This window comes from Methylophaga thalassica (assembly GCF_030159795.1).
Classification (GTDB): Bacteria; Pseudomonadota; Gammaproteobacteria; order Nitrosococcales; family Methylophagaceae; genus Methylophaga; species Methylophaga thalassica.
The window spans coordinates 243,307-269,152 of the sequence record NZ_BSND01000003.1 but is presented as its reverse complement, the minus strand read 5'-3'; the positions used below and the strand labels follow the sequence as shown (position 1 = coordinate 269,152).

Annotated in this window: 26 protein-coding genes, 1 tRNA gene and 1 other RNA gene; 15 read left to right on the top strand and 13 right to left on the bottom strand. The window is 42.9% G+C overall.

From position 1 onward, the window contains the following. Nucleotides 1-7: 7 nt before the first annotated feature. The 11 genes from QQL60_RS01430 to QQL60_RS01380 form a co-directional block, all read right to left on the bottom strand. Nucleotides 8-832: a YdcF family protein gene (locus QQL60_RS01430; protein WP_007145785.1), complete on the bottom strand. Its 825-nt coding sequence runs from the start codon at nt 830-832 to the stop codon at nt 8-10. Further along, complete coding sequence (gene nadD, locus QQL60_RS01425; RefSeq protein WP_007145786.1) at nt 825-1,499, bottom strand: nicotinate-nucleotide adenylyltransferase; 675 nt, start codon at nt 1,497-1,499, stop codon at nt 825-827. Before nadD ends, QQL60_RS01430 begins: the two co-directional genes overlap by 8 nt. Further along, on the bottom strand, nt 1,480-2,736 hold the full coding sequence (locus QQL60_RS01420) for a glutamate-5-semialdehyde dehydrogenase (RefSeq protein ID WP_007145787.1): 1,257 nt from the start codon (nt 2,734-2,736) through the stop codon (nt 1,480-1,482). The genes nadD and QQL60_RS01420 overlap by 20 nt, the downstream gene beginning before the upstream one ends. Then, nucleotides 2,737-3,780, bottom strand: a complete 1,044-nt coding sequence (gene holA, locus QQL60_RS01415; RefSeq protein WP_007145788.1) for a DNA polymerase III subunit delta — start codon at nt 3,778-3,780, stop codon at nt 2,737-2,739. Between the two features lie 3 nt (nt 3,781-3,783). Continuing rightward, the gene (locus tag QQL60_RS01410) at nt 3,784-4,281 is read right to left on the bottom strand and encodes an LPS-assembly lipoprotein LptE (RefSeq protein WP_007145789.1); all 498 of its coding nucleotides are present in this window, start codon (nt 4,279-4,281) and stop codon (nt 3,784-3,786) included. Between the two features lie 16 nt (nt 4,282-4,297). Continuing rightward, nucleotides 4,298-6,754 carry a leucine--tRNA ligase gene (gene leuS, locus QQL60_RS01405; RefSeq protein ID WP_284722184.1) on the bottom strand — a complete coding sequence of 819 codons (2,457 nt, stop codon included), beginning with the start codon at nt 6,752-6,754 and terminating at the stop codon, nt 4,298-4,300. Between the two features lie 149 nt (nt 6,755-6,903). Beyond that, entirely contained in the window at nt 6,904-7,158 is a 255-nt protein-coding gene (locus tag QQL60_RS01400) for a YfhL family 4Fe-4S dicluster ferredoxin (RefSeq protein WP_007145791.1), read from the bottom strand. Nucleotides 7,159-7,197: 39 nt separating this feature from the next. Beyond that, on the bottom strand, nt 7,198-7,686 hold the full coding sequence (coaD, locus tag QQL60_RS01395) for a pantetheine-phosphate adenylyltransferase (protein ID WP_007145792.1): 489 nt from the start codon (nt 7,684-7,686) through the stop codon (nt 7,198-7,200). After that, the gene (gene rsmD / locus QQL60_RS01390; protein ID WP_284722183.1) at nt 7,683-8,279 is read right to left on the bottom strand and encodes a 16S rRNA (guanine(966)-N(2))-methyltransferase RsmD; all 597 of its coding nucleotides are present in this window, start codon (nt 8,277-8,279) and stop codon (nt 7,683-7,685) included. Before rsmD ends, coaD begins: the two co-directional genes overlap by 4 nt. Then, nucleotides 8,263-9,567, bottom strand: a complete 1,305-nt coding sequence (locus QQL60_RS01385; RefSeq protein ID WP_284722182.1) for a M16 family metallopeptidase — start codon at nt 9,565-9,567, stop codon at nt 8,263-8,265. The genes rsmD and QQL60_RS01385 overlap by 17 nt, the downstream gene beginning before the upstream one ends. Further along, nucleotides 9,557-10,924: a M16 family metallopeptidase gene (locus tag QQL60_RS01380; RefSeq protein ID WP_284722181.1), complete on the bottom strand. Its 1,368-nt coding sequence runs from the start codon at nt 10,922-10,924 to the stop codon at nt 9,557-9,559. The genes QQL60_RS01385 and QQL60_RS01380 overlap by 11 nt, the downstream gene beginning before the upstream one ends. 65 nt (nt 10,925-10,989) lie before the next feature. Between QQL60_RS01380 and ftsY the strand changes: the two genes are divergently transcribed. The 4 genes from ftsY to rpoH all read left to right on the top strand — a co-directional run bounded on the left by ftsY (nt 10,990) and on the right by rpoH (nt 14,596). After that, nucleotides 10,990-12,060, top strand: a complete 1,071-nt coding sequence (ftsY, locus tag QQL60_RS01375; RefSeq protein ID WP_007145796.1) for a signal recognition particle-docking protein FtsY — start codon at nt 10,990-10,992, stop codon at nt 12,058-12,060. Then, a complete protein-coding gene (ftsE, locus tag QQL60_RS01370; RefSeq protein WP_007145797.1) occupies nt 12,057-12,707 on the top strand; it encodes a cell division ATP-binding protein FtsE in 651 nt (216 codons plus the stop codon). The genes ftsY and ftsE overlap by 4 nt, the downstream gene beginning before the upstream one ends. 1 nt (nt 12,708) lies before the next feature. Beyond that, nucleotides 12,709-13,635, top strand: coding sequence for a permease-like cell division protein FtsX (gene ftsX, locus QQL60_RS01365; RefSeq protein ID WP_284722180.1), 927 nt, complete (start codon nt 12,709-12,711; stop codon nt 13,633-13,635). Between the two features lie 100 nt (nt 13,636-13,735). Further along, nucleotides 13,736-14,596 (top strand): RNA polymerase sigma factor RpoH, encoded by an 861-nt coding sequence (gene rpoH / locus QQL60_RS01360; RefSeq protein WP_007145799.1) that lies wholly within the window; start codon nt 13,736-13,738, stop codon nt 14,594-14,596. A gap of 52 nt (nt 14,597-14,648) precedes the next feature. Here rpoH and fdxA read toward each other — a convergent pair whose 3' ends face one another. Continuing rightward, nucleotides 14,649-14,972, bottom strand: coding sequence for a ferredoxin FdxA (fdxA, locus tag QQL60_RS01355; RefSeq protein WP_007145800.1), 324 nt, complete (start codon nt 14,970-14,972; stop codon nt 14,649-14,651). 165 nt (nt 14,973-15,137) lie between these two features. On the opposite strand from fdxA, the gene QQL60_RS01350 reads away from it, so the two are divergent. The 9 genes from QQL60_RS01350 (at nt 15,138) to QQL60_RS01310 (ending at nt 20,222) form a co-directional block, all read left to right on the top strand. Next, nucleotides 15,138-15,431: a LapA family protein gene (locus tag QQL60_RS01350; RefSeq protein ID WP_007145801.1), complete on the top strand. Its 294-nt coding sequence runs from the start codon at nt 15,138-15,140 to the stop codon at nt 15,429-15,431. Nucleotides 15,432-15,435: 4 nt separating this feature from the next. Next, a complete protein-coding gene (lapB, locus tag QQL60_RS01345) occupies nt 15,436-16,617 on the top strand; it encodes a lipopolysaccharide assembly protein LapB (RefSeq protein ID WP_284722179.1) in 1,182 nt (393 codons plus the stop codon). Continuing rightward, complete coding sequence (gene arsC / locus QQL60_RS01340; protein ID WP_284722178.1) at nt 16,614-16,964, top strand: arsenate reductase (glutaredoxin); 351 nt, start codon at nt 16,614-16,616, stop codon at nt 16,962-16,964. The genes lapB and arsC overlap by 4 nt, the downstream gene beginning before the upstream one ends. A gap of 6 nt (nt 16,965-16,970) precedes the next feature. After that, nucleotides 16,971-17,567, top strand: coding sequence for an NAD(P)H:quinone oxidoreductase (gene wrbA, locus QQL60_RS01335; protein ID WP_284722177.1), 597 nt, complete (start codon nt 16,971-16,973; stop codon nt 17,565-17,567). Further along, on the top strand, nt 17,557-17,928 hold the full coding sequence (locus tag QQL60_RS01330; protein WP_007145805.1) for a DUF2069 domain-containing protein: 372 nt from the start codon (nt 17,557-17,559) through the stop codon (nt 17,926-17,928). The genes wrbA and QQL60_RS01330 overlap by 11 nt, the downstream gene beginning before the upstream one ends. Before the next feature lie 44 nt (nt 17,929-17,972). Beyond that, nucleotides 17,973-18,200 (top strand): hypothetical protein, encoded by a 228-nt coding sequence (locus QQL60_RS01325; protein WP_007145806.1) that lies wholly within the window; start codon nt 17,973-17,975, stop codon nt 18,198-18,200. A gap of 141 nt (nt 18,201-18,341) precedes the next feature. Continuing rightward, the gene (locus QQL60_RS01320; protein ID WP_050797530.1) at nt 18,342-19,094 is read left to right on the top strand and encodes a biotin--[acetyl-CoA-carboxylase] ligase; all 753 of its coding nucleotides are present in this window, start codon (nt 18,342-18,344) and stop codon (nt 19,092-19,094) included. Next, nucleotides 19,091-20,110: a type III pantothenate kinase gene (locus QQL60_RS01315; RefSeq protein ID WP_284722176.1), complete on the top strand. Its 1,020-nt coding sequence runs from the start codon at nt 19,091-19,093 to the stop codon at nt 20,108-20,110. Before QQL60_RS01320 ends, QQL60_RS01315 begins: the two co-directional genes overlap by 4 nt. A gap of 21 nt (nt 20,111-20,131) precedes the next feature. Next, nucleotides 20,132-20,222 (top strand) — tRNA-Ser (locus tag QQL60_RS01310). 23 nt (nt 20,223-20,245) lie between these two features. Here QQL60_RS01310 and QQL60_RS01305 read toward each other — a convergent pair. After that, entirely contained in the window at nt 20,246-23,584 is a 3,339-nt protein-coding gene (locus QQL60_RS01305; RefSeq protein WP_284722175.1) for an EAL domain-containing protein, read from the bottom strand. Nucleotides 23,585-23,861: 277 nt separating this feature from the next. On the opposite strand from QQL60_RS01305, the gene ffs reads away from it, so the two are divergent. Beyond that, nucleotides 23,862-23,958: signal recognition particle sRNA small type (gene ffs / locus QQL60_RS01300), an RNA gene on the top strand. A 45-nt stretch (nt 23,959-24,003) separates the two neighbouring features. Further along, nucleotides 24,004-25,836 carry a DNA polymerase III subunit gamma/tau gene (gene dnaX / locus QQL60_RS01295; RefSeq protein WP_284722174.1) on the top strand — a complete coding sequence of 611 codons (1,833 nt, stop codon included), beginning with the start codon at nt 24,004-24,006 and terminating at the stop codon, nt 25,834-25,836. Nucleotides 25,837-25,846 lie beyond the last annotated feature (10 nt).

Sequence of the window (25,846 nt, the reverse complement as noted above, 5' to 3'; positions counted from 1 at the left end):
GTATCAATTAGTCTTTTTTATCAACGCTTACAGTTGCTTGCGGAAACCAGCTTTGTGTTTTTCCGGTGGCGTAATAAACCACCAGGCCAAGCCATTCATGGCAGGCTGTTTCCAACACCGCCAGATGTGCTGATAAATCAAAATCCCAATAGCGATTATTGGGTTTGTCACTCCGGTAATCCACTGGGTATGGAATCACATTGATATGCTGTTGCTTAGCGACACCTACCGCTCTGGGCATATGAAAAGCTGATGTGACCAGTATGTATCTGCCAGCGGGTTTCGGAAGTAATGGTTTTATTTTTTGGAAATTCTCATAGGTATTACGCGCCTGCGTTTCAATAATTACTCGTGCTGGCTCCACCCCCGCCTGCGAAAGCAGCTTCTTAGCAACTTGTCCTTCACTATCCAGATCTTGCATCTGTACCAAATTACTACCACCAGTCACAATTATCGGCAATGTTGGATACTGTTGTGCTAACTCAGCGGTTTGTAAAATTCGTTCCGCACCATCGCCAACCTGTGGCGCTTGCCAACTGTCCGATAATTTTAATTGTTCTGCACCCCCCAGCATAATAATGCCTGCTAAGGGTTCAGGCATTTGTTCTGGTACCGAAAAACGGGTTTCCAAAGGGTGTATTAAATAATCACCGACCGGATAGCCCATCACGATAAACGACACAATACTCATCAAGAGTAGTAATTTTTTAGCCTGTCGAACGTAATTGAGCCAGAGTAGCAACGTGACAAAAACAAGCAGCCAGACCATTAAGCTTGTCGGGCTGAGTAATCCCCACACCAGTTTTGATAAAACAAAAAACAGATTATCCATCTGTTGCTGAAGCTGATGATATTTGAGAGTAAAGACCTAATTGCTCAATCAGGCTGATCACGGCATCCGGTAAAAGATAACGTACATCCCGACCTTGTTCTAATGCCTCACGAATCGCGGTTGCTGAAATCGACATTTGTGTCACAGGCACCGACCAAATTTTGCCCGCGTTTAATTCAATATCCGCCGGTTCAGCCTGATGTTTATCATAAAAAGCCTGAAGTTCATCGCTTAATAAGAACGCCTCATCGGCCCGCTGCATCACGACAATATGTGCTAAATCAATGATTTCCTGCCACCGTGACCAACTGGGTAAGCTACAAAACGCATCGGTTCCCATTAATAAAAACAGTGGTGTGTCAGGGAAGTCTTCTCGCAGACTTAACAATGTATCAACCGTATAGGAAGGCCCTTCCCTGCTCAGTTCACGATCATCAACAAGCAGTTTGGGATGGTTCTTGATCGCCAGTTCCAACATCATACGGCGCTGTTTTGCATTGGCAACGGGTTCGATACGATGCGGCGGTATGGCACACGGGATTAGGCGTAGCTGATCCAGGCTTAACTGCTCAACGACATCTAACCCAGTACGTAAATGACCAAAGTGAACAGGATCAAAAGTGCCGCCTAAAATCCCAATTGCTGGTTTATTTTCTGATCTGACCACTACCCAATACTATCCATTTTTGTGACGTCAAACCTTCAAGCCCTACTGGACCGCGAGCATGAATTTTATCTGTGGAAATACCGATTTCAGCACCAAGTCCATACTCAAATCCATCAGCAAATCGTGTCGATGCATTCACCATCACCGAGCTGGAATCCACCTCAGCCAGGAATTGTCTTGAACGCTGATAGTCCTGAGTGATAATGGACTCAGTATGACCCGAACTATGCCTGTTGATATGCGCTATTGCTTCATCAATATCATCGACAATTTTAATTGATAAGATAGGGGCCAAGTACTCAGTATCCCAATCTTCGGCTGTTGCTTTATTGATATCAGTCAAAATCTGTAAAGTGCGCTCACAGCCTCTTAACTCAACACCTTCTTCAGCGTATTTCACGGCTAAACGAGGTAAAATGGCATTCGCTTCATCAGCCGCCACAAGCAATGTTTCCATCGCATTACACACGCCATAACGATGGCATTTTGCGTTAATCGCTATGGTTTCAGCCATATCCAGATCAGCACCTTTGTCGATATAGACATGACAAATACCATCCAGATGTTTAATAACAGGCACCCTGGCATCTTGGCTGATACGTTCGATCAAGCCTTTACCACCTCTTGGTACGATAACGTCCACATATTGTGACATGGTAATCAAGGCGCCTACAGCGTCACGGTCAGTGGTTTCAACGACTTGAATAACGGTCTCAGGTAAACCAACCAGGTTCAAACCTCGTTTAATGCATGCAGCAATCGCTTGATTAGAATGAATCGCTTCACTACCACCTCGTAAAATAGTGGCATTACCTGATTTCAGACATAATGCAGCGGCATCAGCGGTTACATTCGGACGTGACTCATAAATAATGCCAACGACTCCGAGAGGCACACGCATTTTGCCTAATTGAATGCCTGAAGGGCGATACGTCATATCACTCACTTCACCGACAGGATCAGCCAAAGCGGCAATTTGCTCCAAGCCTTCAGCCATGGATTCAATGCGAGCATCCGTTAATGTCAGGCGATCTAATAAAGCAGCATCCAGTCCTTTCTCTTGCCCTGACTTCAAATCACGGGCATTTTCCTGCTTTAATAGTTCGGCATGAGCGCGAATATCTGTCGCTATCGCCAGCAGTGCTCGGTTTTTAATATCTGTACCCGCGCTCGCGAGCTTGCGACTGGCTAGCCGAGCCTGCTGACCTAATGTGTGCATGTACTCAACAACGTTCAATTAAGCACTCCTTTCCAATATATTGGTTTTTATGTCTATGCCAGAAGCACTCAAACAAAGTGTTTCCAAAAGACGCCAAGGACAGTTTTTTGTTATCCCTTTCGCAGCCTGGTCGATATCAGACATTTGCTGTAAGAAGAACTGCCAGCGACTGTGGTTATAGCGTTCGATAGCTTGTCGCATTACCGCTTTGTTTTTATCCCAAACAGGAGGTTTTTGAGAAGCAAAGACACGTTCAATCTGTTCGCCTGCAGCCACTTGAGCAGCCATATCAACCACACGCTGTAATGACCAATTTACCGCAGAAAAAACAGCCAGAATATCAACACCTTCGGCGCGTAAACGGGCTATTATACGTGGGATTCTTGCATACTGTCCTGCAAATACAGCATCCATAAGTCCAAAAGCCTCAAACTTGGCATTGTCAGCGACTGATGCCAACACCAAAGCTTCATCAATTTGACCATCAAGACTCAGCAAGGAAAGCTTTTCAATTTCTTGTGCTGCAGCAAACAAGTTACCTTCCACTCGTTCTGCAATAAGTGTAGCAATTTTAAGATCAGCCTTCAGTCCCTTTGCTTGCATTCGTTGTGCGACCCACTGTGGAAGTTGAGCCAGAGCAACAGGCCATATCGGCAGTGTCACTCCAAGATTATCCAGCTCAGTAAACCATTTTGCTTTTTGTGATCGGGCATCAATTTTGCCACTGATAATTAACAGTGTTGTATCTTGTGGTGGGTTGGCTGCAAACTTGCGTAGAGCCTCACCACCCTCCTTGCCAGGGCTTCCGGAAGGCAGACGGATTTCGATCAAACGCTGACTAGCAAATAAAGATAAGCTTTGTTCCTGCCATTTAATTTGTGCCCAATCAAAGCGACCTTCAACGCTCCATACTTCACGTTCATTGGCCCCAGCCTGACGAATATGTTGACGGATAATATCCGCCGACTCTTCGATCAGAAGCGCTTCTTCCCCGAATAATAAATAAACAGGTTTTAATGAAGCCGATAAATGATTGCTTAACTGTTCCAGTCTTATCCGCATGGTTTACTTCAGTGCTGATAAGCGTCTCAGCACATTCTGAACCATCTGTTTATTCAAATCATCGCGAATAACGGTCTGTTGTTCGTCCATAGCTAATAGTTGATTACGATCAAACTGATAGTCACGTCTGGCCTGAACTGTAATCACATCACTCATCGGTTCACCGCTTGGCGAAGAGACTTTGAAAGAAAAACGGGTTTCCAACTCATACTCTGTGACTTTGGCATCTGAACCAACAGACAGTACGTTCTGATCAAACACATTTTCCACAACGGTCATCACAGCAGCACCTTCTTTATAAGTATCCAGTACCTGGATACCATTGCGCGTCAAGGCACGTTTTAGCTGCAAGCCAAATGAATCTTGTCGTATGTTCAGACCTTGTATGTAGATGGTTTTTAACGATTCGGGCACATTGGCTTCACCTCGTAGATGAAAACCACAGGCTGTCAGTGTCAGCATCAAGATACCGGTCATCAAACTCATCAATACACGATTCATTTTCATATCCTTAAATTTAGCCGGCAACCACAATATTTAATAAACGGCCTGGTACCAGAATCACTTTACGTACTTCTTTGCCATCCGTGAACCGCTGTACATTTTCATCAGCAAAAGCCAGCGCCTCGACATCTTTTTGTTCAGCATCAGCCGCCACAGATATTTTGGCCCGTAATTTACCATTCACCTGAACCATTAGCTCAATTTTGTCTTGCTTTAAAGCTGTCTCATCTATCGTCGGCCACGAGACATTCACAATAGCTTCGTCATGCCCCAAAGTTTGCCATAAATGATGACAAATGTGCGGGGTAATCGGCGATAACATCAGTACCACCAGCTCAAGTGCTTCCTGCATTACGACATGCGCTTTTTCACTATCATCATTTAATTTAGTGAGACTATTCATCAACTCCATCACGGCGGCAATTGCTGTATTGAAAGTATGGCGACGGCCAATATCATCACTCACCTTTGCCAATGTCTGATGTGCCTGACGACGTAAAGCCTGTAATGATTCAGATAAATCGCTTAAATCACCCGCTTTAACCACGCCCTGTTCAGCATGTTCAGTCACCGCACGCCACAGACGTCTGAGGAAACGATTCGCACCATCTACCCCTTGGTCAGACCATTCCAGCGACATTTCAGGTGGTGCTGCAAACATCATAAACAAACGTGATGTATCCGCACCATACTGATCGATTAAGGCTTGCGGATCGACGGTATTGCCTTTCGATTTTGACATTTTGGCACCATCTTTCAGCACCATGCCCTGTGTTAACAGGTTCTTAAATGGCTCATCTCCTGAAATCAGCCCTTCATCTCTCATGAGTTTGTGGAAAAAGCGCGCATACAATAAATGTAAAACCGCATGCTCAATACCACCGATATATTGATCCACAGGTAACCAATAATCTGCCCTTTCATCCAGCATCGCTTCGCTATTGTCAGGACAAGCGAAACGGGCGAAATACCACGAGGATTCAAAGAAGGTATCAAAGGTATCGGTTTCACGCTGAGCAGGCTTGCCACATTTAGGACAGCTGCACTCATAAAACTCAGGCATGGATTTAATTGGTGAACCTGAACCATCCACAATCACATCTTCAGGTAAAACGACCGGTAAATCCTGTTCAGGTACGGCAACAGCTCCACAATCATCACAATTGATAATCGGAATCGGCGTTCCCCAATAACGCTGACGAGACACACCCCAGTCACGAAGTCTGTAATTAACTTGACGCTCACCTTTATTCTGACTCACTAGGAAATCAGCAATCGCATCAAAGGCTTCTTGCTCTTTTAAGCCATCAAATTGTTTAGAGTTGATCAACTCACCTTTGTCAGTGAATGCGGCTTTTGTTAAGTCAATTTCTTGCTGGTTTACTGGCTTAATGACTTGTTTTATCGGCAACTGATATTTTTGTGCGAACTCAAAGTCACGCTGATCATGAGCCGGTACAGACATTACTGCGCCAGTACCATAGCCCATCAAAACAAAATTAGCCGCCCAGACAGGTACTTGTTCTCCCGTTACCGGATGAATAGCCAGTAATCCCGTATCCACGCCTTTTTTCTCAGCGGTTTCCATCGCCGCTTCAGAAGTTTCCATTTTTCGGCATTCATCAATAAATGTTTGCAGAATAGGATTATCATTGGCGGCTCTGAGCGCCAACGGGTGTTCAGCTGCCACCGCAAGATAGCTCACTCCCATCAGGGTATCCGGGCGTGTTGTATAGACCTCAAGTGTTTCCTTGCTGCCGACCATATCAAATTGAATCTGCACACCTTCTGAACGTCCAATCCAATTCGCCTGCATGGTTTTCACCTGCTCTGGCCAACCATCAAGTTGGTCTAAATCAGCAAGTAACTGATCGGCATAGTCGGTAATTTTCATAAACCATTGTGGAATTTCACGACGTTCCACTTTGGTGTCACAGCGCCAACAGCAGCCATCAATCACTTGCTCATTGGCTAATACCGTCTGATCATGTGGGCACCAATTCACTGCTGCCGTTTTTTTGTAAACCAAGCCTTTTTCGAACAAGCGGGTAAACAACCATTGTTCCCAACGGTAATATTGTGGTGTGCAAGTGGCTAACTCACGTTGCCAGTCATAACCAAGTCCTAAACGCTGCAACTGACCACGCATATAGTCAATGTTCTGATATGTCCATGCAGCAGGCGCGACTTTATTTTTTATCGCTGCATTTTCTGCAGGTAGACCGAAAGCATCCCAGCCCATAGGTTGTAATACATTTTTCCCCTGCATACGCTGATAACGTGCAATCACATCACCAATGGTGTAGTTACGCACATGCCCCATGTGTAACTGCCCACTAGGGTATGGAAACATCGACAAACAATAGAATTTTTCTTTGGAAGTATCTTCCACAACATGGAAGCTATTATTTTCCTGCCAATATTGCTGTGCAGCCGATTCTACTTGGTCGGGACGGTATTCGTTTTGCATGGATTCTCTTTAAATCAGGGACTTGAAAAGCGCTAAGCATAACTCAGAGCATCAGTAAGGCTCAAAATAATCTATCGTTTTGTTTAGCTAAAAAATAAAGCAGCTCTTCAGCTGCTCTATTTGATGATGACATTGGGTATCAGCTTCAGCTATTTTCCTGCCGCCATCAATGTTTCATATTTTGCGTAGAGCTGATCATGTGTTTCTTCATTATCCGGGTCTTTTGGTATGCAATCGACCGGACAAACTTCAACACATTGTGGTGTATCGAAGTGGCCTACACACTCAGTACATAAGTCAGGATCTATCTCATAGATTTCAGCACCTTGAGAAATAGCTCCATTAGGACATTCTGGTTCACAGACATCACAGTTGATACATTCATCAGTGATAAACAGCGACATGGTTTACTCCAGTAAAATTCAATAATGATCTTAGCGCGGTTAGTTATGGGCAGGCAATTTGCGTTTCAAGGCTTCTTGTACACATGGGGCAACAAATTCAGAGACATCCCCACCTAATACAGCAATTTCTTTAACCAAAGTAGAAGAAACAAAACTTAAATTTTCCGCAGGCGTTAAGAACAAGGTTTCCACTTTTGACTGCATTCGGCGATTCATGGTGGCCAATTGTAATTCATACTCAAAATCTGAGACGGCTCGTAAGCCACGAATAATGACATTGGCACCCATACTGAGTGCTTCATTGACTAACAGACCTTTAAAACCGCAGACCTCCACGTTCTCGATGCCTTTGGTCGTTTCTCTGACTAATTCGACCCGCTCATCAAGACTAAACATCGGTTTCTTGCCAGGGTTAATCGCCACAGCGACAATGATGCGCTCAAATAAGGGTGAAGCACGCTTGATAAGATCAATATGCCCATAAGTGATAGGGTCAAAGGTACCCGGATATATGGCAACAGTGCTCAAGCGTCTTCTCCAGCATGAAATTCAAATAAGCAGTATTTTACATCACCTGCTTTCTTTTCTTTCAATAAATACCAAGCGGATGGTAAATCAGGCAGGTCATGCTTTGCTGGATACTCGAGATAAATCATGGCTCCATCACTCAAGAGATTATGTGACAACAATGCAAATGCCATTTTTGTCCATAAATCGGCCTGATATGGTGGGTCAATAAACACGATATCAAACGATTTATCGAGCACACCAATAGCCTGCTCAGCAGATGTATTTTCAATATGACAATTGGCTGCCTGGAGGGCTTCAGCATTCTGTTTAAGCTGTAAAAAAGCCTGACGGTCATTTTCAACCAGCACCACCTCAGCAGCCCCTCTTGATGCCGCTTCAAATCCTAATGCGCCACTGCCAGCAAACAAATCAAGACACCGACTGGCGCCAATATGAGGCTGCAACCAGTTAAATACCGTTTCTCTGGTACGGTCACTGGTTGGCCTCAAGCCTTCCACTTCAGGAAAGCCTAATTTTCTACCGCGCCAAATGCCGCCAATAATTCTAAGAGTGCCAGCGCCAGTTCTGGCTTTATTATTTTGTTTCGCCACCTACTAATACCGTTAACATTTTGTCTGCGTGAACACGCCTTTTAAAGGCGTCTTTTATACCAGCCACAGTCACGGCATTCACTTTATCGTTAAAGCTATCCAGATAATCCAGCGGCAATCCGTAAAAGCCTATCATAGAAAGGTAATCAGCGATCTTGCTATTACTATCTACTCTGAGGGCAAACCCACCTGTGATGTTTTGTTTTGCTGCTTTCAACTGTGCTTCAGTCGGTCCGTTTTTAATATAAGCATTTAGCGTATCTTTTAGTAGATGAAGTGCTTCTTCAGCTTGATCATTTCGTGTTTGCAAACCAAACACATACGGTCCTGCTTTTTGCATGGGACTGAAGTAACTATAAACACCGTAAGTCAGTCCACGTTTTTCACGTATTTCATCACTCAGCATCGAGACTAGACCGCTGCCGCCCAAGATGTGATTACCGACATACAAAGGAAAATAATCAGGGTCATCCCGACTCATACCAATTTGTCCCATCATAATCGTGGTTTGAGATGACGGGAACGGTAACACGACTTGTTGCTGTTTAGTCAGAGGTGTGACTGCAGGTAGCTCTGGTGCTGTGTTTCCACTTTTCAGGTTCTTAGTTAAGGTGGTTGCCATTTCATTGGCTTGCTGTTTACTGACATCTCCGACAATAACTACGACTGCATTTTTCGCCACATAATATTGCTGATAAAACGCTTTTAAATCATCCAGATTAATTTTTTCTACACTAACAGTATCTCCCACAGACATTCGGCTATAGGGATGCTGACCATAGAGTTTCTGAAAGAAAGTGCGGGTAGCGATGCTTTGTGGAGACTGTTTTTCAGCCTGTAACGCGGTTAATAACTGCTGTTTTATGCGAAGAAATGACGATTCAGGGAAACTCGGTTTTGCTATTACTTCAGCAAACATATTCAGTGCAGTATCAAACGCTTTTTTCTCCGTCAGCGTTCGCAGACTCAACACGGCCATATCTCGCTCAGAACTAGCACTGTAGTTTGCGCCAACCGATGAGAAAGTATCAGCGATTGCATCCGCATCCAAGTCAGCAGCCCCCTCATCAAGCATAGCGTTAGTTAGCTTTGCCAGTCCCGGATATTCACCATCACGCGCAGCACCGGCATTAAAGACAATATTCACATCAACCATGGGTAACTCGGGCGCATTCACAAAATATACTCTGGCGCCGTTATTCGTTATCCAGTGCTCAATATCAGGACTGGCAAAAAGGCTAGAACTGAACAATAAGCTGATAACGAAAATCCATTTTTTAATGGACATACTGACCTCCAGCAGATGAAACAGGATGACGACCATCAAGAGGTAATGGCACTAACTCGCCAACCGTTAATTGATCGTTTGTAAGATATTTATTTGCTACGGTCTGCACTTGCTCGGCAGTAACCGCTTTGATGTTATCGACATATTGCTCACCCACACGCCAGTCGACACCGATAGTTTCCAGCATGCCAATCTGCATTGCCTGATAGAACACGCTATCTTTTTCATACACTGCATCAGCAACAACTTGTGCTTTCACACGCTCTAACTCCTCTTGACTGACAGGCTGATTTTTAAGTTGAGTAATTTGTTCGATAATGGCTTTTTTCAGATCTTCTACTGATTTACCATTGGCGGGTGTTCCAGCAATCGTAAATAAATCGGATAATCGCGAGAATAAACTGTTACCCGCGCCAACACTCGAAGCGACTTGTTGCTCACGCACCAACTGTTTAGCAAACCTTGCACTGTTACCACCATCAAGAATATTAGCCAAGACTTCTAGCGCATATGGTTCCCATGCATTTTCTTTGGAAACAGTGGTGACCGAAGGTACCTTCCAGCCCATCATTAGATAGGGCAATTCAGCAGGAGCTTTTACTTCAATTTCACGGATGCCTTTTTGATTCACTTCAACCTGCGGTTTTAATGTCGCGACTTTTTCTGGCTTTAATGGCCCAAAATATTTCTTTGCCAAGGCCAGCACCGCTTTTGGTGAAACATCACCAACCACAACAACAGTGGCATTATTCGGTGCATACCACTTTTGATACCACACTCTTAAATCATCGACTTGATAGTGATTGATATCGCTCATCCAACCAATCACGGGGCGATGATAAGGACTACTCACAAATGCAGCGGCATCGAATCGTTCTCTTAGTAAAGCCTGCGGATTATCATCTGTCCGCATCCGACGCTCTTCCGCAACAACTTTCTGTTCTTTTTTCAACTCATCAGGATCAATAACAAGATTGCGCATTCTATCGGCTTCATTCTTAAAACTGACTTCTAATCTATCTTTATGAAGTTTCTGAAAATAAGCCGTGTAGTCTTGTCCGGTAAAAGCGTTTTGCTCTCCCCCATTTTCAGCAATAATATGAGAGAACTCATTCGGTGCCAGGTGCTTTGTTCCTTTAAACATCATGTGTTCCAGCATATGAGAAATCCCTGTTATCCCTTCATGCTCATAGCTCGCCCCTACCTTGTACCAGACTTGAGAGACGACGACAGGTGCCCGATGGTCTTCTTTCACTATAAGCTTCAGGCCGTTGTCTAATTCAAACTCACTCACATTGGCTAAAGCTAGTGTGGGTAAGAAAAAAATAAGCCCAGCTATTTTTTTTATATTCAGCATCTGCATCTCTTTTTTTGTAACGCATGATAAGATTTACCGTCGAAGTTTAACGACAAGCAGAGAATATGTTTAGTTTCCTTAAAAGAAAGTCAAAAACACCCGCGTCAGACGCCTCTATTGCTGAAGATAACACTGTTGATAATTCGCAAGAATTATCCCCTGCTGATGAACCCGCAGAGGAAAAGACAGATAACGCACCGCAACCCGGTTTTTTTAGTCGTCTGAAACAAGGCTTGAGCCGAACCAGTAGTAAACTTACTGAAGGTTTCGCCAGCTTAATTTTAGGTCGTAAAAACATTGATGATGACCTGCTGGAAGAGCTTGAAACTCAACTTCTTACAGCCGATCTTGGTGTTGAAGCAACGACACGAATTATTACTGATCTGACTCAGCGCGTGGCCCGCAAACAATTAAACGACGTAGAAGCCTTATTTGCCGCTATGCGTGAGGATATGATTTCTATCCTTGAACCGAGTAGTCAACCACTGGAAATACCAGAAAAAACTGACGGACCCTATGTGATTCTGATGGTAGGAATAAACGGTGTGGGCAAAACCACTACCATCGGCAAACTCGCTAAGCAATTCCAACAGCAAGGAAAAAAAGTCATGCTGGCAGCTGGTGATACCTTCCGTGCAGCAGCGGTAGAACAGTTACAAGTATGGGGTGAGCGTAACAATATCCCGGTTATCGCACAAAAGACCGGCGCTGACTCGGCTTCTGTCATTTTTGATGGATTACAAGCCGCTAAAGCCAGAAATATGGATATTCTGATTGCTGACACCGCTGGCCGCCTGCATACACAGTCCAACTTAATGGAAGAGTTAAAAAAAGTGAAACGTGTCATGGCTAAAGTAGATGACACAGCACCTCATGAAGTCATGCTCGTGCTGGATGCAGGTACTGGACAAAATGCACTTCAGCAAGCACAGCAATTTCAACAATCTGTTGGTGTTTCAGGCATTACATTGACCAAATTAGATGGCACAGCCAAAGGCGGTATTATTTTCGCTATTGCCAATAAAACAAAATTGCCTATCCGTTATATCGGTGTGGGTGAAAAAATCGATGATCTACGTCCATTTAATGCCACTGAATTTGTAGATGCTTTGTTGGGAAAAGAAGAGATTAAATGATCCGTTTTACTGACGTTTATAAACGTTATACTAATCAATACGAAGCTTTATCTGGCCTGAGTTTTGAACTCGAAAAAGGTGAAATGGCTTTTCTCACTGGTCATTCGGGCGCCGGTAAAAGTACCTTATTAAAACTTATTGCATTGATTGAACGCAGCACGCATGGTCAAGTCTGGGTAAATAACCAAAATCTCACCCGTCTGCCTAAATGGAAAGTCCCTTATTACCGACGCAAAATTGGCTTAGTCTTTCAGGATCATAATCTGCTTCATGACCGAACTGTTTTTGATAATGTCGCACTGCCATTGATTATAGCCGGTGAAAATCATCGGGAGATTGGACGTCGAGTTAGAGCGGCTCTGGATAAAGTCAACTTACTGGGAAAAGAACGTAATCTGCCTATTGCTTTATCTGGTGGTGAACAACAACGTGTCGGTATCGCCCGTGCGGTTGTGAACAGACCTCCAGTGCTACTTGCTGATGAGCCAACTGGTAATTTGGATCCTGAATTATCAAGAGAAATCATGCATCTCTTTGAACAGTTCAATCAGGTTGGCGTCACAGTATTCATTGCTAGCCATGACCACGAACTGATCAGCACGATGCCCTATCGCCAACTCACGCTACACCAAGGACGTCTTGCCTGACATGTTGTCATTCAATTTACCTAATTATTTTCTAAGACACTTACAGGTCATGCTCTATAGTTTAGGGCAACTCTCCAGAACGCCTGTCGCCAGTGTGATGACGGTTTTAGTTATAGGCATAGCGCTAGCACTTCCAGCCGGCTTATATGTGTTACTGAAAAATGTGGAGCAAGTGGCTGGACAATGGGATGATGCCAGTCAAATTTCACTCTTTCTGAAACCAAACACAAACGATGCGCGTGGTAAACAACTTGCTGAACAGTTACTTGCCTGGCCAGACATCAGTGCTGTTGACTATCATTCTGCCAAACAATCTTTGCAGGAGTTCCGGCAATTATCAGGGCTAGATGAGATTCTAGATAGTCTACCTAAAAATCCCTTACCGCCGGTCATTATCATTAAACCCGTTGAAACAGAGCACGAAGAAGCTATTCAGGGTTTACTCGAACGTTTACAAAACATGCAGGAAGTTGACTTAGCCCAGCTTGATATGGCTTGGCTGAAACGTCTAAAAACGATTAATCAAACAGGTGAACGAGGCATTACTATTCTTGCAACTCTATTATCTTTGAGTGTGCTGTTAGTTATTGGCAATACGATTCGTCTAGCCATTCTTAGCAGGCAAACTGAAATACGCGTGATAAAACTGGTTGGTGGTACTAACGCTTTTGTCAGAAGGCCTTTTCTATACACGGGATTTTGGTACGGCCTGTTAGGTGGAGCTATTGCCTGGTTCACTTTACTAATAGCCTTACTCGCTATTAATGGACCTATCACTAGGTTAACAGCCCTCTATGATAGCCAGTTTTCACTCCAGTGGATGCTTGGACAAATGTTTCTGTCTCTACCACTTTTTGGGCTTCTATTGGGGGTGTCGGGCGCATGGCTAGCCGTTGGCCGGCACTTGAATGATATCGAACCCACATAGTGGCAAATACAGGAACTTTTTCTAAAAATAAGCTTCTTATAGTTGATATTAATCCTTTAGTGTTATGATTAAAGGAATGACTCTCAGGAGACAAGAACAGATGACAATGAATGTAGCTCAATATGATATGGCTTTAGCACCTATTGGTAATTTAGATGCTTACACCAGTCTTGTGCATACCATTCCTGTATTAACTGAGGAAGAAGAATACGATCTTGCGAATCGCCTGCAAACTGAAGGTGATCTTAAAGCCGCCCAACGGTTGGTCTTATCTCACTTACGTTTTGTAGTTCGTATTGCCAAAGGATACAGTGGTTACGGATTACCCGTTGCCGACTTAATTCAAGAAGGCAACATCGGCCTGATGAAAGCGGTGAAACGATTTAACCCAGAAAAAGGGGTTCGTCTGGTTTCATTTGCTGTTCACTGGATTCGCGCTGAAATACACGAATATGTGATCCGTAACTGGCGCATTGTAAAAATCGCAACAACCAAAGCACAACGTAAATTATTTTTTAATCTTCGTAGCGCCAAGCAGCGTCTTGGTTGGTTAAATAAAGAAGAAGTTGAAGCCGTTGCAGAAGACCTAGGTGTGACAGCAGATAATGTGATGGAAATGGAGCGTAGATTAGCTCAACCAGACACATCTTTTGATTTACCCAACGATGTTGATGATGATGAAAATAATTACTCGCCTGTCGCCTACTTAGCGGCTAATGATAATTCAGATCCTTCTAATCAATTAGAAGATGATAATTACACAGATTATCAGCAACAAAAATTATCAAACGCATTAGCAACACTAGACGAACGTAGCCGAGATATCATTATGCAGCGTTGGTTAAATGAAGATAATAAAGCGACATTGCACACGCTGGCAGATCAGTATCAAGTTTCGGCTGAACGTATTCGCCAGATTGAAAATAATGCCATGAAAAAACTCAAACATCTTATGGTATAAAAACAAAAAAGCCCGCGAAAGCGGGCTTTTTTTATGTCATTCGATAATGCTTTTATCTTTCCAGTAAAGGTGTTTTATTAGATTTACCATCCCACTCTTCTGCATCTGGAAGTGCATCTTTCTTTTCAGAAATCACAGGCCATACCCGAGATAATTCTTCGTTGATTTGCAAAAACTCCATTTGCTCATCAGGTAAATCATCTTCAGAGAAAATAGCTTCTGCCGGACACTCTGGTTCACAAAGTGTGCAATCGATGCATTCATCAGGATCGATAACCAAGAAATTAGGACCTTCGTGAAAACAATCTACTGGGCAGACATCAACACAATCAGTATATTTACATTTAATACAGTTTTCTGTGACAACAAAGGTCATGGTGAATTCTCCAAAATCACGAGTTGATACAGGACCGACCTGTCAAAATAAAAATGTAATTCTACATGATTTCGCCTTATTCTGGGCAAGGTTCGATTTTAGGGTATGATCCCTGTTGAATAAAATTAACGAGAAAACATCAGTAATTTTAAGGAACACCGCACAATGCGAAAAATAATATTACTCCTGATATTCGGACTTATTTTCTTATTGAGTGCCGCTTTTGCCGCATTTAACATGAGCAGTGTTACGGTGAATTATTATTTCGGTGAATTAACAATTCCTCTATCAGTTCTGGTCGCGCTATCCATGCTCACTGGTGTCATCATAGGTGCTGTTATCTTGTTATTCAGTACCATGAAACTTCGTTACGAAAATCGCAGACTACAATCTAAACTTTCTGTTTCCGAACAGGAAATTAACAGTTTACGAATATTACCGATTAAAGACGCACATTAAATTGATGCTTGGCTGGTTATTTTTCTTATTACCTGTTGCCGCCCTTTCTGGCTGGATAATGGCTCGTCGTCATTACAAACGTCGATATCGTCCGCAAGAATCTTCTTTTAGTCCTGACTATTTCAAAGGCCTGAATTATTTATTAAACGAACAGCCTGATAAAGCGATTGATGTCTTTATCGGTCTATTGGAAGTCAACAGTGAAACCGTTGAAACTCACCTGGCATTAGCGAACCTATTCCGAAGACGCGGTGAAAGTGATCGCGCCATCAGGATTCACCAGAACTTAATCGCCAGACCATCACTTAGCGCGCAACAACGGCGCCAGGCTCTGGTTGAGTTGGGCTTGGATTATATGAGTGCCGGTGTATTGGACAGGGCCGAAGTATTATTTCTGGAATTATTACAACAACCAGGCACTCCACCTGAAGCCCCCAAGCAATTATTACGTATTTATCAGCAAGAAAAAAAATGGCAGCAAGCCATCGATATGGCAAAGCAAATTCCGGCAAATAATAAAACCAATACACGGGCACTCATTGCTCAATTTTATTGTGAACTGGCAGAATCACTGTTAGAAAAAGATCAACATCAGGCTTTGAATTTATTACGCAGCGCGCATCATTATGATGCTGACTGTGTCAGAGCAAGCCTGTTGGAAGGCCGGATACTAATCAAGATCGGACAATATCGAAAAGCGATTCGCGTCCTCCAGCATGTCGAAAAACAAAATCATTATTTTCTGCCCGAAGCCTTACCACTGCTCTATACCTGCTTTGACAATACAAATAACCTGGATGATTTCAAAGACTGGCTAGAATCACTACTAACAAGACATCATCACCTGACTTCCGCAAGGTTAATGCTGACAAGACTCGTTGAACAAAAACAAGGTACAGAAGCTGCTCAACGCTTTTTATATCGACAACTACATCAGCACCCATCCGTTGAAGGCTTACATCAACTTATCATGTTGGGTGAGGACAATCATCAGGCCTTAATACCTCTGATAAAAGAGGTCACCACAACGTTAATACATAAAGGTGATCGTTATACCTGTAAAAACTGTGGTTTTTCAGGTCGAACTATGCACTGGTTATGTCCAGGCTGTTCACAATGGGCCACAATTCGGCCAATCGAAATTCATTTATCCGCATTAGAAAAACTACTGGAACCCTCCCGATGAGCACTATCACAATTTTGCATAACCCGCGTTGCAGCAAATCCAGACAAACACTGAGCTTACTTGAAGAAAACGGCATTAATCCTGACGTTGTAAAATATCTGGATACACCGCCAACGTTTGATGAGTTAAAAGCGATTATTACTAAACTTGGAATCAGTCCGAGAGACTTATTACGAAAAGGGGAAGAAGAATATAAAACGCTTAATTTGAAAAATGATTCCTTAAGTGATGATGAAATCATAAAGACTATGGTTAGTCACCCTAAACTGATAGAAAGACCGATCGTTATCCACGGCAATCAAGCAAAAATTGGTCGTCCACCAGAGTCTGTTTTAGACATCCTCTAAATTATCATGACAAAAATTCTAATTCTTTATTACAGCCGAACAGGACATGTAAAAGCGATGGCCGAGCAGATAGCACGTGGCGTTGAGTCCGTCACTGGCTGTGAAGCCGTTTTTAGAACGGTTCCTCCTGTATCCACTGTCTGTGAAGCCACTCAAGATACCATTCCACACGAAGGCCATCTTTATGTCAGCCATGAAGATTTGAAACAATGTGCAGGACTGGTATTAGGCAGTCCAACGCGATTTGGCAACATGGCCGCGCCTCTTAAGTACTTTATCGACTCAACTAGCGATAGCTGGCTTTCAGGTGTTTTATCAGGAAAACCTGCAGCGGTTTTTACTTCAACAGGCAGCTTGCATGGTGGTCAGGAATCCACTTTATTGTCGATGATGTTACCGTTATTTCATCATGGTATGTTGTTAATGGGGCTTCCCTATAGTGAACCTGAGTTAATGACAACAAAAGGCGGAGGCACGCCTTATGGAGCAAGTCATTTAGCCGAACCTGATAATAAACGAAACCTAGATGACGACGAGATAAAATTGTGTAAAGCAATAGGTCGACGGATCGCAAATACAGCAAAGAAACTACATGAATCTTGAGAAATTATTCAGAGCACTGACGTTAATCAGCTTTTTTGGGTTAATGCTCACGCTACTGGCTTGGATATTCATTGCACCACATGCAGAAAATTATCCTGTCGCAGCAATGCTAATCATCGGTCTGGTCCCACTGTTATTTCCCATGCGTGGGTTGCTTTATGGTCGTCCATATACACATGCCTGGACAAGCTTTCTGATGTTATTCTATTTCAGTCATGCGGTAGGAGAACTCTACAGTGCGCCAGCGGTTTCAATTTATCCATTGCTAGCTTTAATTTGCAGTAGTATTTGTTTTTGTTCTACTATCATTTATGTCAAAGCTAACGCAAAAAACAAAAAAGCGACTTCAGTCACAAACTAGTTAGTTGGAAAATGGTATAAAGTCAACATAACTGGAGAGATTTTATGAGTAGCATTTCTGCTTTTCAATCAGGTGTAGCGGGTATTCAGAGTGGCATGTACGGTGCGGCACAAAGTAGCGCCAAAATTGCTTCTGCGGATCCCGGTTCTAACGAACAGTTAACCAAAGCGATGCTTGAACTGGATGCCAACGCAAGACAAGTTGAAGCTTCTGCAAAAGTAGTCAAAGCAAGCAATGAAATGGTTGGTAGCATCTTAGATATCAAAGTCTAACCATCACCCAATATAAAATTTATGAGGAGACTCCCGTAACTCCTCTTAGCCTGTTAAACTGCTCTTTCGTTTCACAAATCGAACACTCTTTTGAACAATCCAACTTTTTCACCGCTATCGCATGCTGCCATTGTCAGCGCTATGGAACCTCGGAATTTTAATACACTTTCTGAGATTCTTATTCTGCCTGAAGTAACATCCACCAATGACATTCTCTGGCAACGGTTTAGTCAAGGAGAATTAGGACCAGCAGCTTGTATTGCTGAAACTCAAACCGCGGGACGAGGCCGTCGTGGTGATGCCTGGCAATCACCAGCAGTGGGGAATTTATATCTTTCTCTATTTTGGCCTCACTGCGCAGAAGAAGCCCGACATGGACTTAGCATTGCTGTCGGTATCAGTTTAATAAATACCCTCAAGCAGTCTGGAATCAATCAGTTAGCGCTAAAATGGCCTAACGATGTATTACATAAAAGACAAAAGCTTGCTGGAATTCTTGTAGAATCAAGATTCAATACCAGACAATATACCGTTGTGGGCATCGGCCTTAATTTCAAGCTTCCAGAAGCCACAAAAACATTAATTCAACAACCATCTACCAGCCTCGAACAGCTTTGTGACCCGGTCCCCTGTCGTAACTGGCTGGCAGGAAAAATACTTCAGAACATGATAGAAACCATAGAACTGTTTGAACATCGAGGTCTTACTGACTTTGTCCCACTTTGGCCTCAGTATGATGCCTTACATGAGCAAGCGATTACTTTGATCGATGGCGCTCAAAAATCGACAGCAATAGCCTGTGGTATTAATGATCAGGGCGAATTACGTTATTTACAAAACAATGAAATAAAACTGCTGTCTAATAGCCACATCAGCATTAGGTTTGCCTCATGAAATTACTGGTAGATATTGGCAATAGTCGAGTTAAATGGGCCATTATGGATGATAATGGTCTTACTGAAAGCCAAAGTTTTGACCGAAACAAATCCGGTATTAAATCCTCGCTAAATAAGGCATGGAAAACATTAGCAGATATCAAGGCCATCTATGTAGCCAATGTTGCTGGAGAAAAAATAGCTGAACAACTCAGCGACTGGACACAAAAACAATGGAATCTGACACCAAAATTTATTCAAGCTGAGAAAAAACATTTTGGTGTTATCAACGCTTATGATGAGCCGGAAAAGCTCGGTGTAGACCGCTGGTTATCGCTTATTTCCGCCAGACAACATGCCCGTCTTGCTCAATGCATTATCGACTGCGGGACCGCAATCACTGTTGATATCGTAACCAAAGCTGGTCAGCACCAAGGTGGAATGATTATTCCTGGTATCAGCATTATGAAAAGCAGCTTGGTCAACAATACCGATGCACTCACTGCAGATACAGACAACCAAGAGTTCAAAACTTTAGCAACGAATACCTACAGTGCCATTCATACAGGCACACTTTATGCGGTAACCGCTACGATAGAACGTATCATCAGCGACCTAAAAGAAAGCTTTAACAATCGAATTCGTTTTATCATCACAGGTGGTGATGCAGAAGCTTTATTGCCTTTACTATCCGACGATGTGCACCACTATCCAGATATTGTGCTTAGAGGTCTCGCCTTTTACGCCAGACAGGATAAAACAAAAACATCAGTAAGAAAGAAAACAAAACCTGAACAAGATGAAGATACGGCGGCTGTCAAAGAGTCTGATACTGATGCCAAGCTAAAGAGTGAATCTGCGCCACCAGCAAAAGAAAATACACAAAATGACGCTCAACAGGTGACTGACAGTTCAACGAAAGACAAGCCGAAACCCGCACGTAAACCACGTAAAACAAGAGCAACAAAACCAAAAGCGGCCGCAAAAACAGAAACCCAAGCTTCTGATACATCATTGCCAGAAGAAGCAATCTAGGGTAATCTTTCGCTCCCTTAAGGAGAACTGGCCGAGTGGTTGAAGGCGCACGCCTGGAAAGTGTGTATAGGTTAATAGCCTATCGAGGGTTCGAATCCCTCGTTCTCCGCCATTTAAGTGATACCGCCTTACCCGTCACTTATCAATTCCAAACATATAAACTTCAAATTCAGTCACAGGTAAGGGTTTAGAATAGTAAAAACCTTGCAGACTATGGCAGCCTATATTTTTCAAAATATCAGCCTGCGTAGCTGTTTCTACGCCTTCTGCAATGACTTTTATATCTAATCGTTTAGCCATCTCCGTAATCGCTTCAACAATGGCTCTGTCATCTTCACTCTCTTCAATATCATGAATAAACGAGCGATCAATTTTTAAAAAATCAACATCCATTTCTTTCAGATACGATAGCGATGAATACCCCGTCCCAAAATCATCCACAGCGATTTTTATATCAGCATCACGTAAACGATGTAGCAACATTCGACTTTCCGATTGTTTTTGCATTAGCGTACTTTCGGTAATTTCCAGTGTAATAAGTTCACTTGAGAGCGATAGCTCCGCTAAATAAGCAAGCCAATCTAATCGTCCACGCTGTCCACCAAAATTATGTGCTGAACGATTAATAGAAATATGAGGTGTTTTAGTAGCTTTGCTCTGCCATCGTTTGAGATCTCGACAAACTCGCTTGAACACGTAATCGTCAATCTTATCAATCATCCCCATTCGTTCGGCTTGGGGTAGAAAATCTGAGGGCGGGATCATACCTCTTTCCGGATGATTCCACCGCACTAGTGCTTCAGCGTATAAATGCTCATGTTCACTCATTGAAATAATGGGCTGATAATGAACATCAAGTTCCCCATTAAGTAATGCAGACTCTAACTCATTAATGATAAATGTCCTGGCCAACCAGCTTGACTCGAGCTCTGCATTGTAGAACTTGAATGCGCTGCCCCCCATTTCTTTTGCGGCATACATTGCTCTGTCGGCATTTTGAATTAACAAACCAGGTTCTTCAGCATCATCTGGAAAAAACGTCATCCCAATACTAGTTGATACCCGGATAGATTGGCCCTTTATAATTACAGGCTTTTCTATTTCAGTAATCAGGCTTTTTGCTACAGTAATCGCATGCGCTTTGTTATTAAACTCAGATAAAATAATGGTGAATTCGTCACCGCCGAGTCGGGCCACCGTATCCATCTCCCGGATACAGCTTGAAATTCTGGTGGCCATTTCTCGAAGCAGTTCATCGCCAAAGTCGTGCCCCAACGTATCGTTGACATCTTTAAAGCGGTCTAAATCAAGAAACATCAAACAGATTCTTTCTTTTTGTCTTTCACAACGCTTAATCTCCTGATGCAAACGATCAGTAAATAAACGTCGATTCGGCAAATTGGTCAGTGTGTCAAAGTTAGCATGCCTTTCGATCTTGGCATGAGCTTCTTTGACATCAGTCATATCCGTAAAAACAGCCACCATATTAGTTAGTGATTGTTCTGCATCATAAATTGCTGATATGGCTAAATATGAAGGCAGAGAGTCACCCGATTTTGTTATCGTCCTGACCTCTCCTCTCCATGTGCCTTTCTGCTGCATGATATCCCACAGCTCATGTGTCAGTCTGATTGGTTCAGATAGTGAAACTCCCGTCACTAAAAAATCAGGATACTGATACATCACTTCTTCCTGACTGTATCCAGTAATATCAATAAATGCCTGATTGACTGCAATGATGTACTTATTAGCATCGGTGATCATCATAGCTTCACTGGTGGAATTAAACGCCACATCAGAGAGATGTAACTGCTGTTCCGTCAGCTGCATTTTCTTCAGTACATCTCTGATACGCCTTTCTGATTCCTGAGCTCGTGAGGTAGCTTTTGACAACTCACGAGTTCGTAATATGACTTCTGTTGATATCCGATATGTTCTGCCAGTAATACTGAGAAATAACAAAGTAAATAATGTCGTTATCAAAAAGCCACAAACCAATGCCAGAGATGCCAGACTGGTTGAATAGGTATTGATAAAATTTATGGTGGGATAAAATTGTAATTGCATTTTACGACCCGCCAATTCGAAATCAACGTAGTGCTTGATATCTGAGTTGCTTTCAGCGTTTTGTTGATAAAAATACTCACCGCTTTGAAAATCAAGCCAATTTATTTCGAACTCAGGCTTTCTTGCTTGCTTCAAAATATCTTCTACAAACTCTTCGACCCGAATAATCATATTCACTAGACCAATAACTTGGTTTCCCTCTTTCTCAACACTCATCTTCCCTGAGGGGGTCTGATAAATAGGGCGATAAATCACTAAAGAATTGATTTGATCTTGCCTGCGTATCATTTTCAACGGACTTCTGGCCATTGCCTGACCGGTTTCAATAGCTTGATCAATCACTTTCCTTGAAACAACGGATGAGTATGGATCAAATCCTCGTGATAGCGAATTATCAAGTTCAGGTTCAAGATAGGTAATCGGATAATAAACATCGCGTTGCTTTGCTGCTCCGAGTGTTTTTGGTGAAACAATTTCGGTAATAACAAAGTCATCACCAAAATATTTTTTTTGTTCTTCTTCATAGGCTATACGTTGTGAATGCTCTATACGAGGCAACCACTCCACGACCTGGATATGCTGATCATGATAAGTAGTCCAGTTCACAAAATTCTTAAACTCTTCTCGTGTGACTTTTTCGGAAGAAGCAAATAAACGTGATACGCCATCTTGTATCAACTCTTCCATTTTTAACGCGACTTTAAACAGCTCAGATGCTTCCTGAGTTCTTATTTTGAATTGATCAGCAAGGCGATTAACTTCAAACTGACGAATACTCCACACAACAGAACTGATAATAATCACAGAAAGCACAAAAAGCGTGCCTATAAACCAACGCCTTGTTTTCCATACAGATCGAGGTCGTCCTATAAAGCTAAGAGCCAAAGGCAGCATCACGTAGATGCCAATAATGTTGCCTCCCAACCAGGTCAACCAGACTCGGAAAAAATCTATTTCTGCTAAATTGAAAAGATAAATGATCCCGAAGCCGATGCTGGCTGTTGCTATACAAATAAGAGGAACCAGTAGCAGGAATAGAAAAATATCGCGATCACGACTAAGTGTAATTGGATATTTAATAAATCGACGGAAAATGTATTTTCCAATAACGACTTGTAAACAGACTGATAGCGAAATAGTAGATGCAATAACAATGACTTTAGAGAAGGCTAAATTTAGTTCTGGCGATACTGCCACTGCCAATAAAAATGTCCCAAAAAACAGACCGGGTAAGACATAAACAGGGCGGAATGTCAGATATGATGCCAATGCAATTCCAGCAGGAAAAAAAACCAATGCTGAAAAATGCTCAAATGTCGCTAACTGAATACTAAGCCAGCCTGTAACTACATCTGCCAGCGTAATAATAAAGTTAATAAAAGCAGCGGTAAAAAAAGTCTTTTTCATTTATTTTTCATGTTCAGTCACAGTGAAAAATGATCCACGCTGATACCTATAATCACCATTTCAATATCATTATTTATCGACCATTAACCTAGTTTCATAAACTTAAATTTGTAACCACCTTCGGTTAGTATGCGCATATCAACAAGCTTATCAATATGACATTCATGCTTTTTAATACCCTAACTGCTTGTTTGTGGTGATGATGCGGTTGTAAAACTAAAAGGGGATGGAAAAAACGGTAACAAACACATAGAATGTGTCGTTCTATGGTGGCCTGCATTGGTCTCCTCGCGACGATATGTTGGTCACCCCGTCAGGCCCGGAAGGGAGCAGCGGAGCCTTCGGACTCGGGCGCCGAGATTCGGCTGGTGTGGGTCGCCACCCTAAATATATTAAGTTAACCGGGTGTCTAATAACCGATGAGTTATCTGGTTTTAGCCCGTAAGTGGCGACCTAAAACATTTGAACAAGTGGTTGGGCAACAGCATGTATTGCGTGCGTTAATCAACGGTCTTGATCAAAACCGACTGCATCATGCCTTTCTTTTCTCAGGCACACGCGGCGTAGGTAAAACCACTCTGGCAAGAATCTTTGCCAAATCTCTCAATTGTGAACAAGGTGTCAGCTCACAGCCCTGTGGTGAATGCCAAAGTTGTGTAGAAGTAGACAGTGGCCGTTTTGTCGATTTAATCGAAGTCGACGCTGCTTCCAGAACCAAAGTCGATGATACCCGGGAACTCCTGGATAATGTGCAATATGCACCCAGCCGTGGTCGTTACAAGGTTTACCTTATCGACGAAGTGCACATGCTTTCCACTAGCAGTTTTAATGCTCTATTAAAAACGCTGGAAGAGCCACCTCCTCACGTTAAATTTTTATTTGCTACAACTGATCCGCAAAAGTTACCGGTAACGATATTATCGCGTTGCCTGCAATTTAATCTCCGACGTTTAGATGTCACTCAGATCAGTGAACACCTGTCGTTTATTTTGGGTGAAGAACAACTTTCTTTTGAACATGCCGCCCTGATGCAGCTTGCTCGCGCTGCTGATGGAAGCATGCGTGATGCACTTAGCCTGTTAGATCAGGCTATTGCCTTTGGTGCCGGCAATGTGACTGGCGATGTTGTTTTTCAAATGCTCGGAAGTATCGATCAGGATCAAATCGATCAACTGCTGAGCGCCTTGTACCAACAAGATGCAAAGGGGCTGCTGCAACAATCCGCAGAGCTAGCCGCACTTGGTCGTGACTTTGAAGTGATTTTGAATGCCATTCTGGATGGTTTACAAAAAATTGCTACACATCAATTAATCCCAGATTTAGCTTCGGAAGAACATGAGTCACCCAAGCTGAAAGAGTTAGCTAACACATTTGATGCTGAAACGGTACAACTGCTCTATCAAATTGCGCTGCATGGTAAGCGTGACCTGCCCTGGGCAGCTGATCCGAAAAGTGGCTTTGAAATGACATTACTGCGAATGCTAAGTTTTCAGCCGCTTAGTGACGCGCATAATACTACGGAGAGTCTTCCAAGAAAAAAGTCTGACACACTCCATAAACCGGCCGTCAATGTACCGCCGGTGACCGCCGTCAATGACAACACCAGTGGCCACAAAGATGTTGAAACACCAACAATCACTCCTGCCGCTACTTCAGAACAAACATCATTTAATACACATGATACGGTGGCTGAAATTCAGACAGCCTCAGCTGCATTGTCGACTGACTCAGCCAAAAAAGCTGCTGCTGACATCACTCCGGAAACGACTACACCAACGCCACACGTAGAGAAATTCGTGACCACGGAAGTGAACGAAGCCATGCCAGAGGTCAATAAGGATACGTTAATCAGTGTTGATCTTTCACCGGCAAACTGGACGCAAATTATTTCAGAATTGCAGTTATCTGCATTAACACGACAATTAGCTGAAAACAGTGCTTTTATTCGCTGTGAAGAAAGAACGCTACAACTCGCTTTATCATCGGAACTTGCCCACTTAGCAACAAGCAAATCCAAAGAACGACTTGAACAAGCCTTACAAAAGAAACTCGATCAGGATGTCAGTGTCGTATTTAATCATAATGCAGATAGTGCGCAGTCAGGCCCTACCGTAGCTGTAGAAAGAGCCGAGCAATTAGCTTTAAAACAGCAACAGGCCATTGAATCGATTCAAAATGACCCCACTATTGAAGTGATAAAAAATACATTTAATGCTCGTATAATAGAAAGCACAATAAAACCTATCGATTAATCAAAGAGGA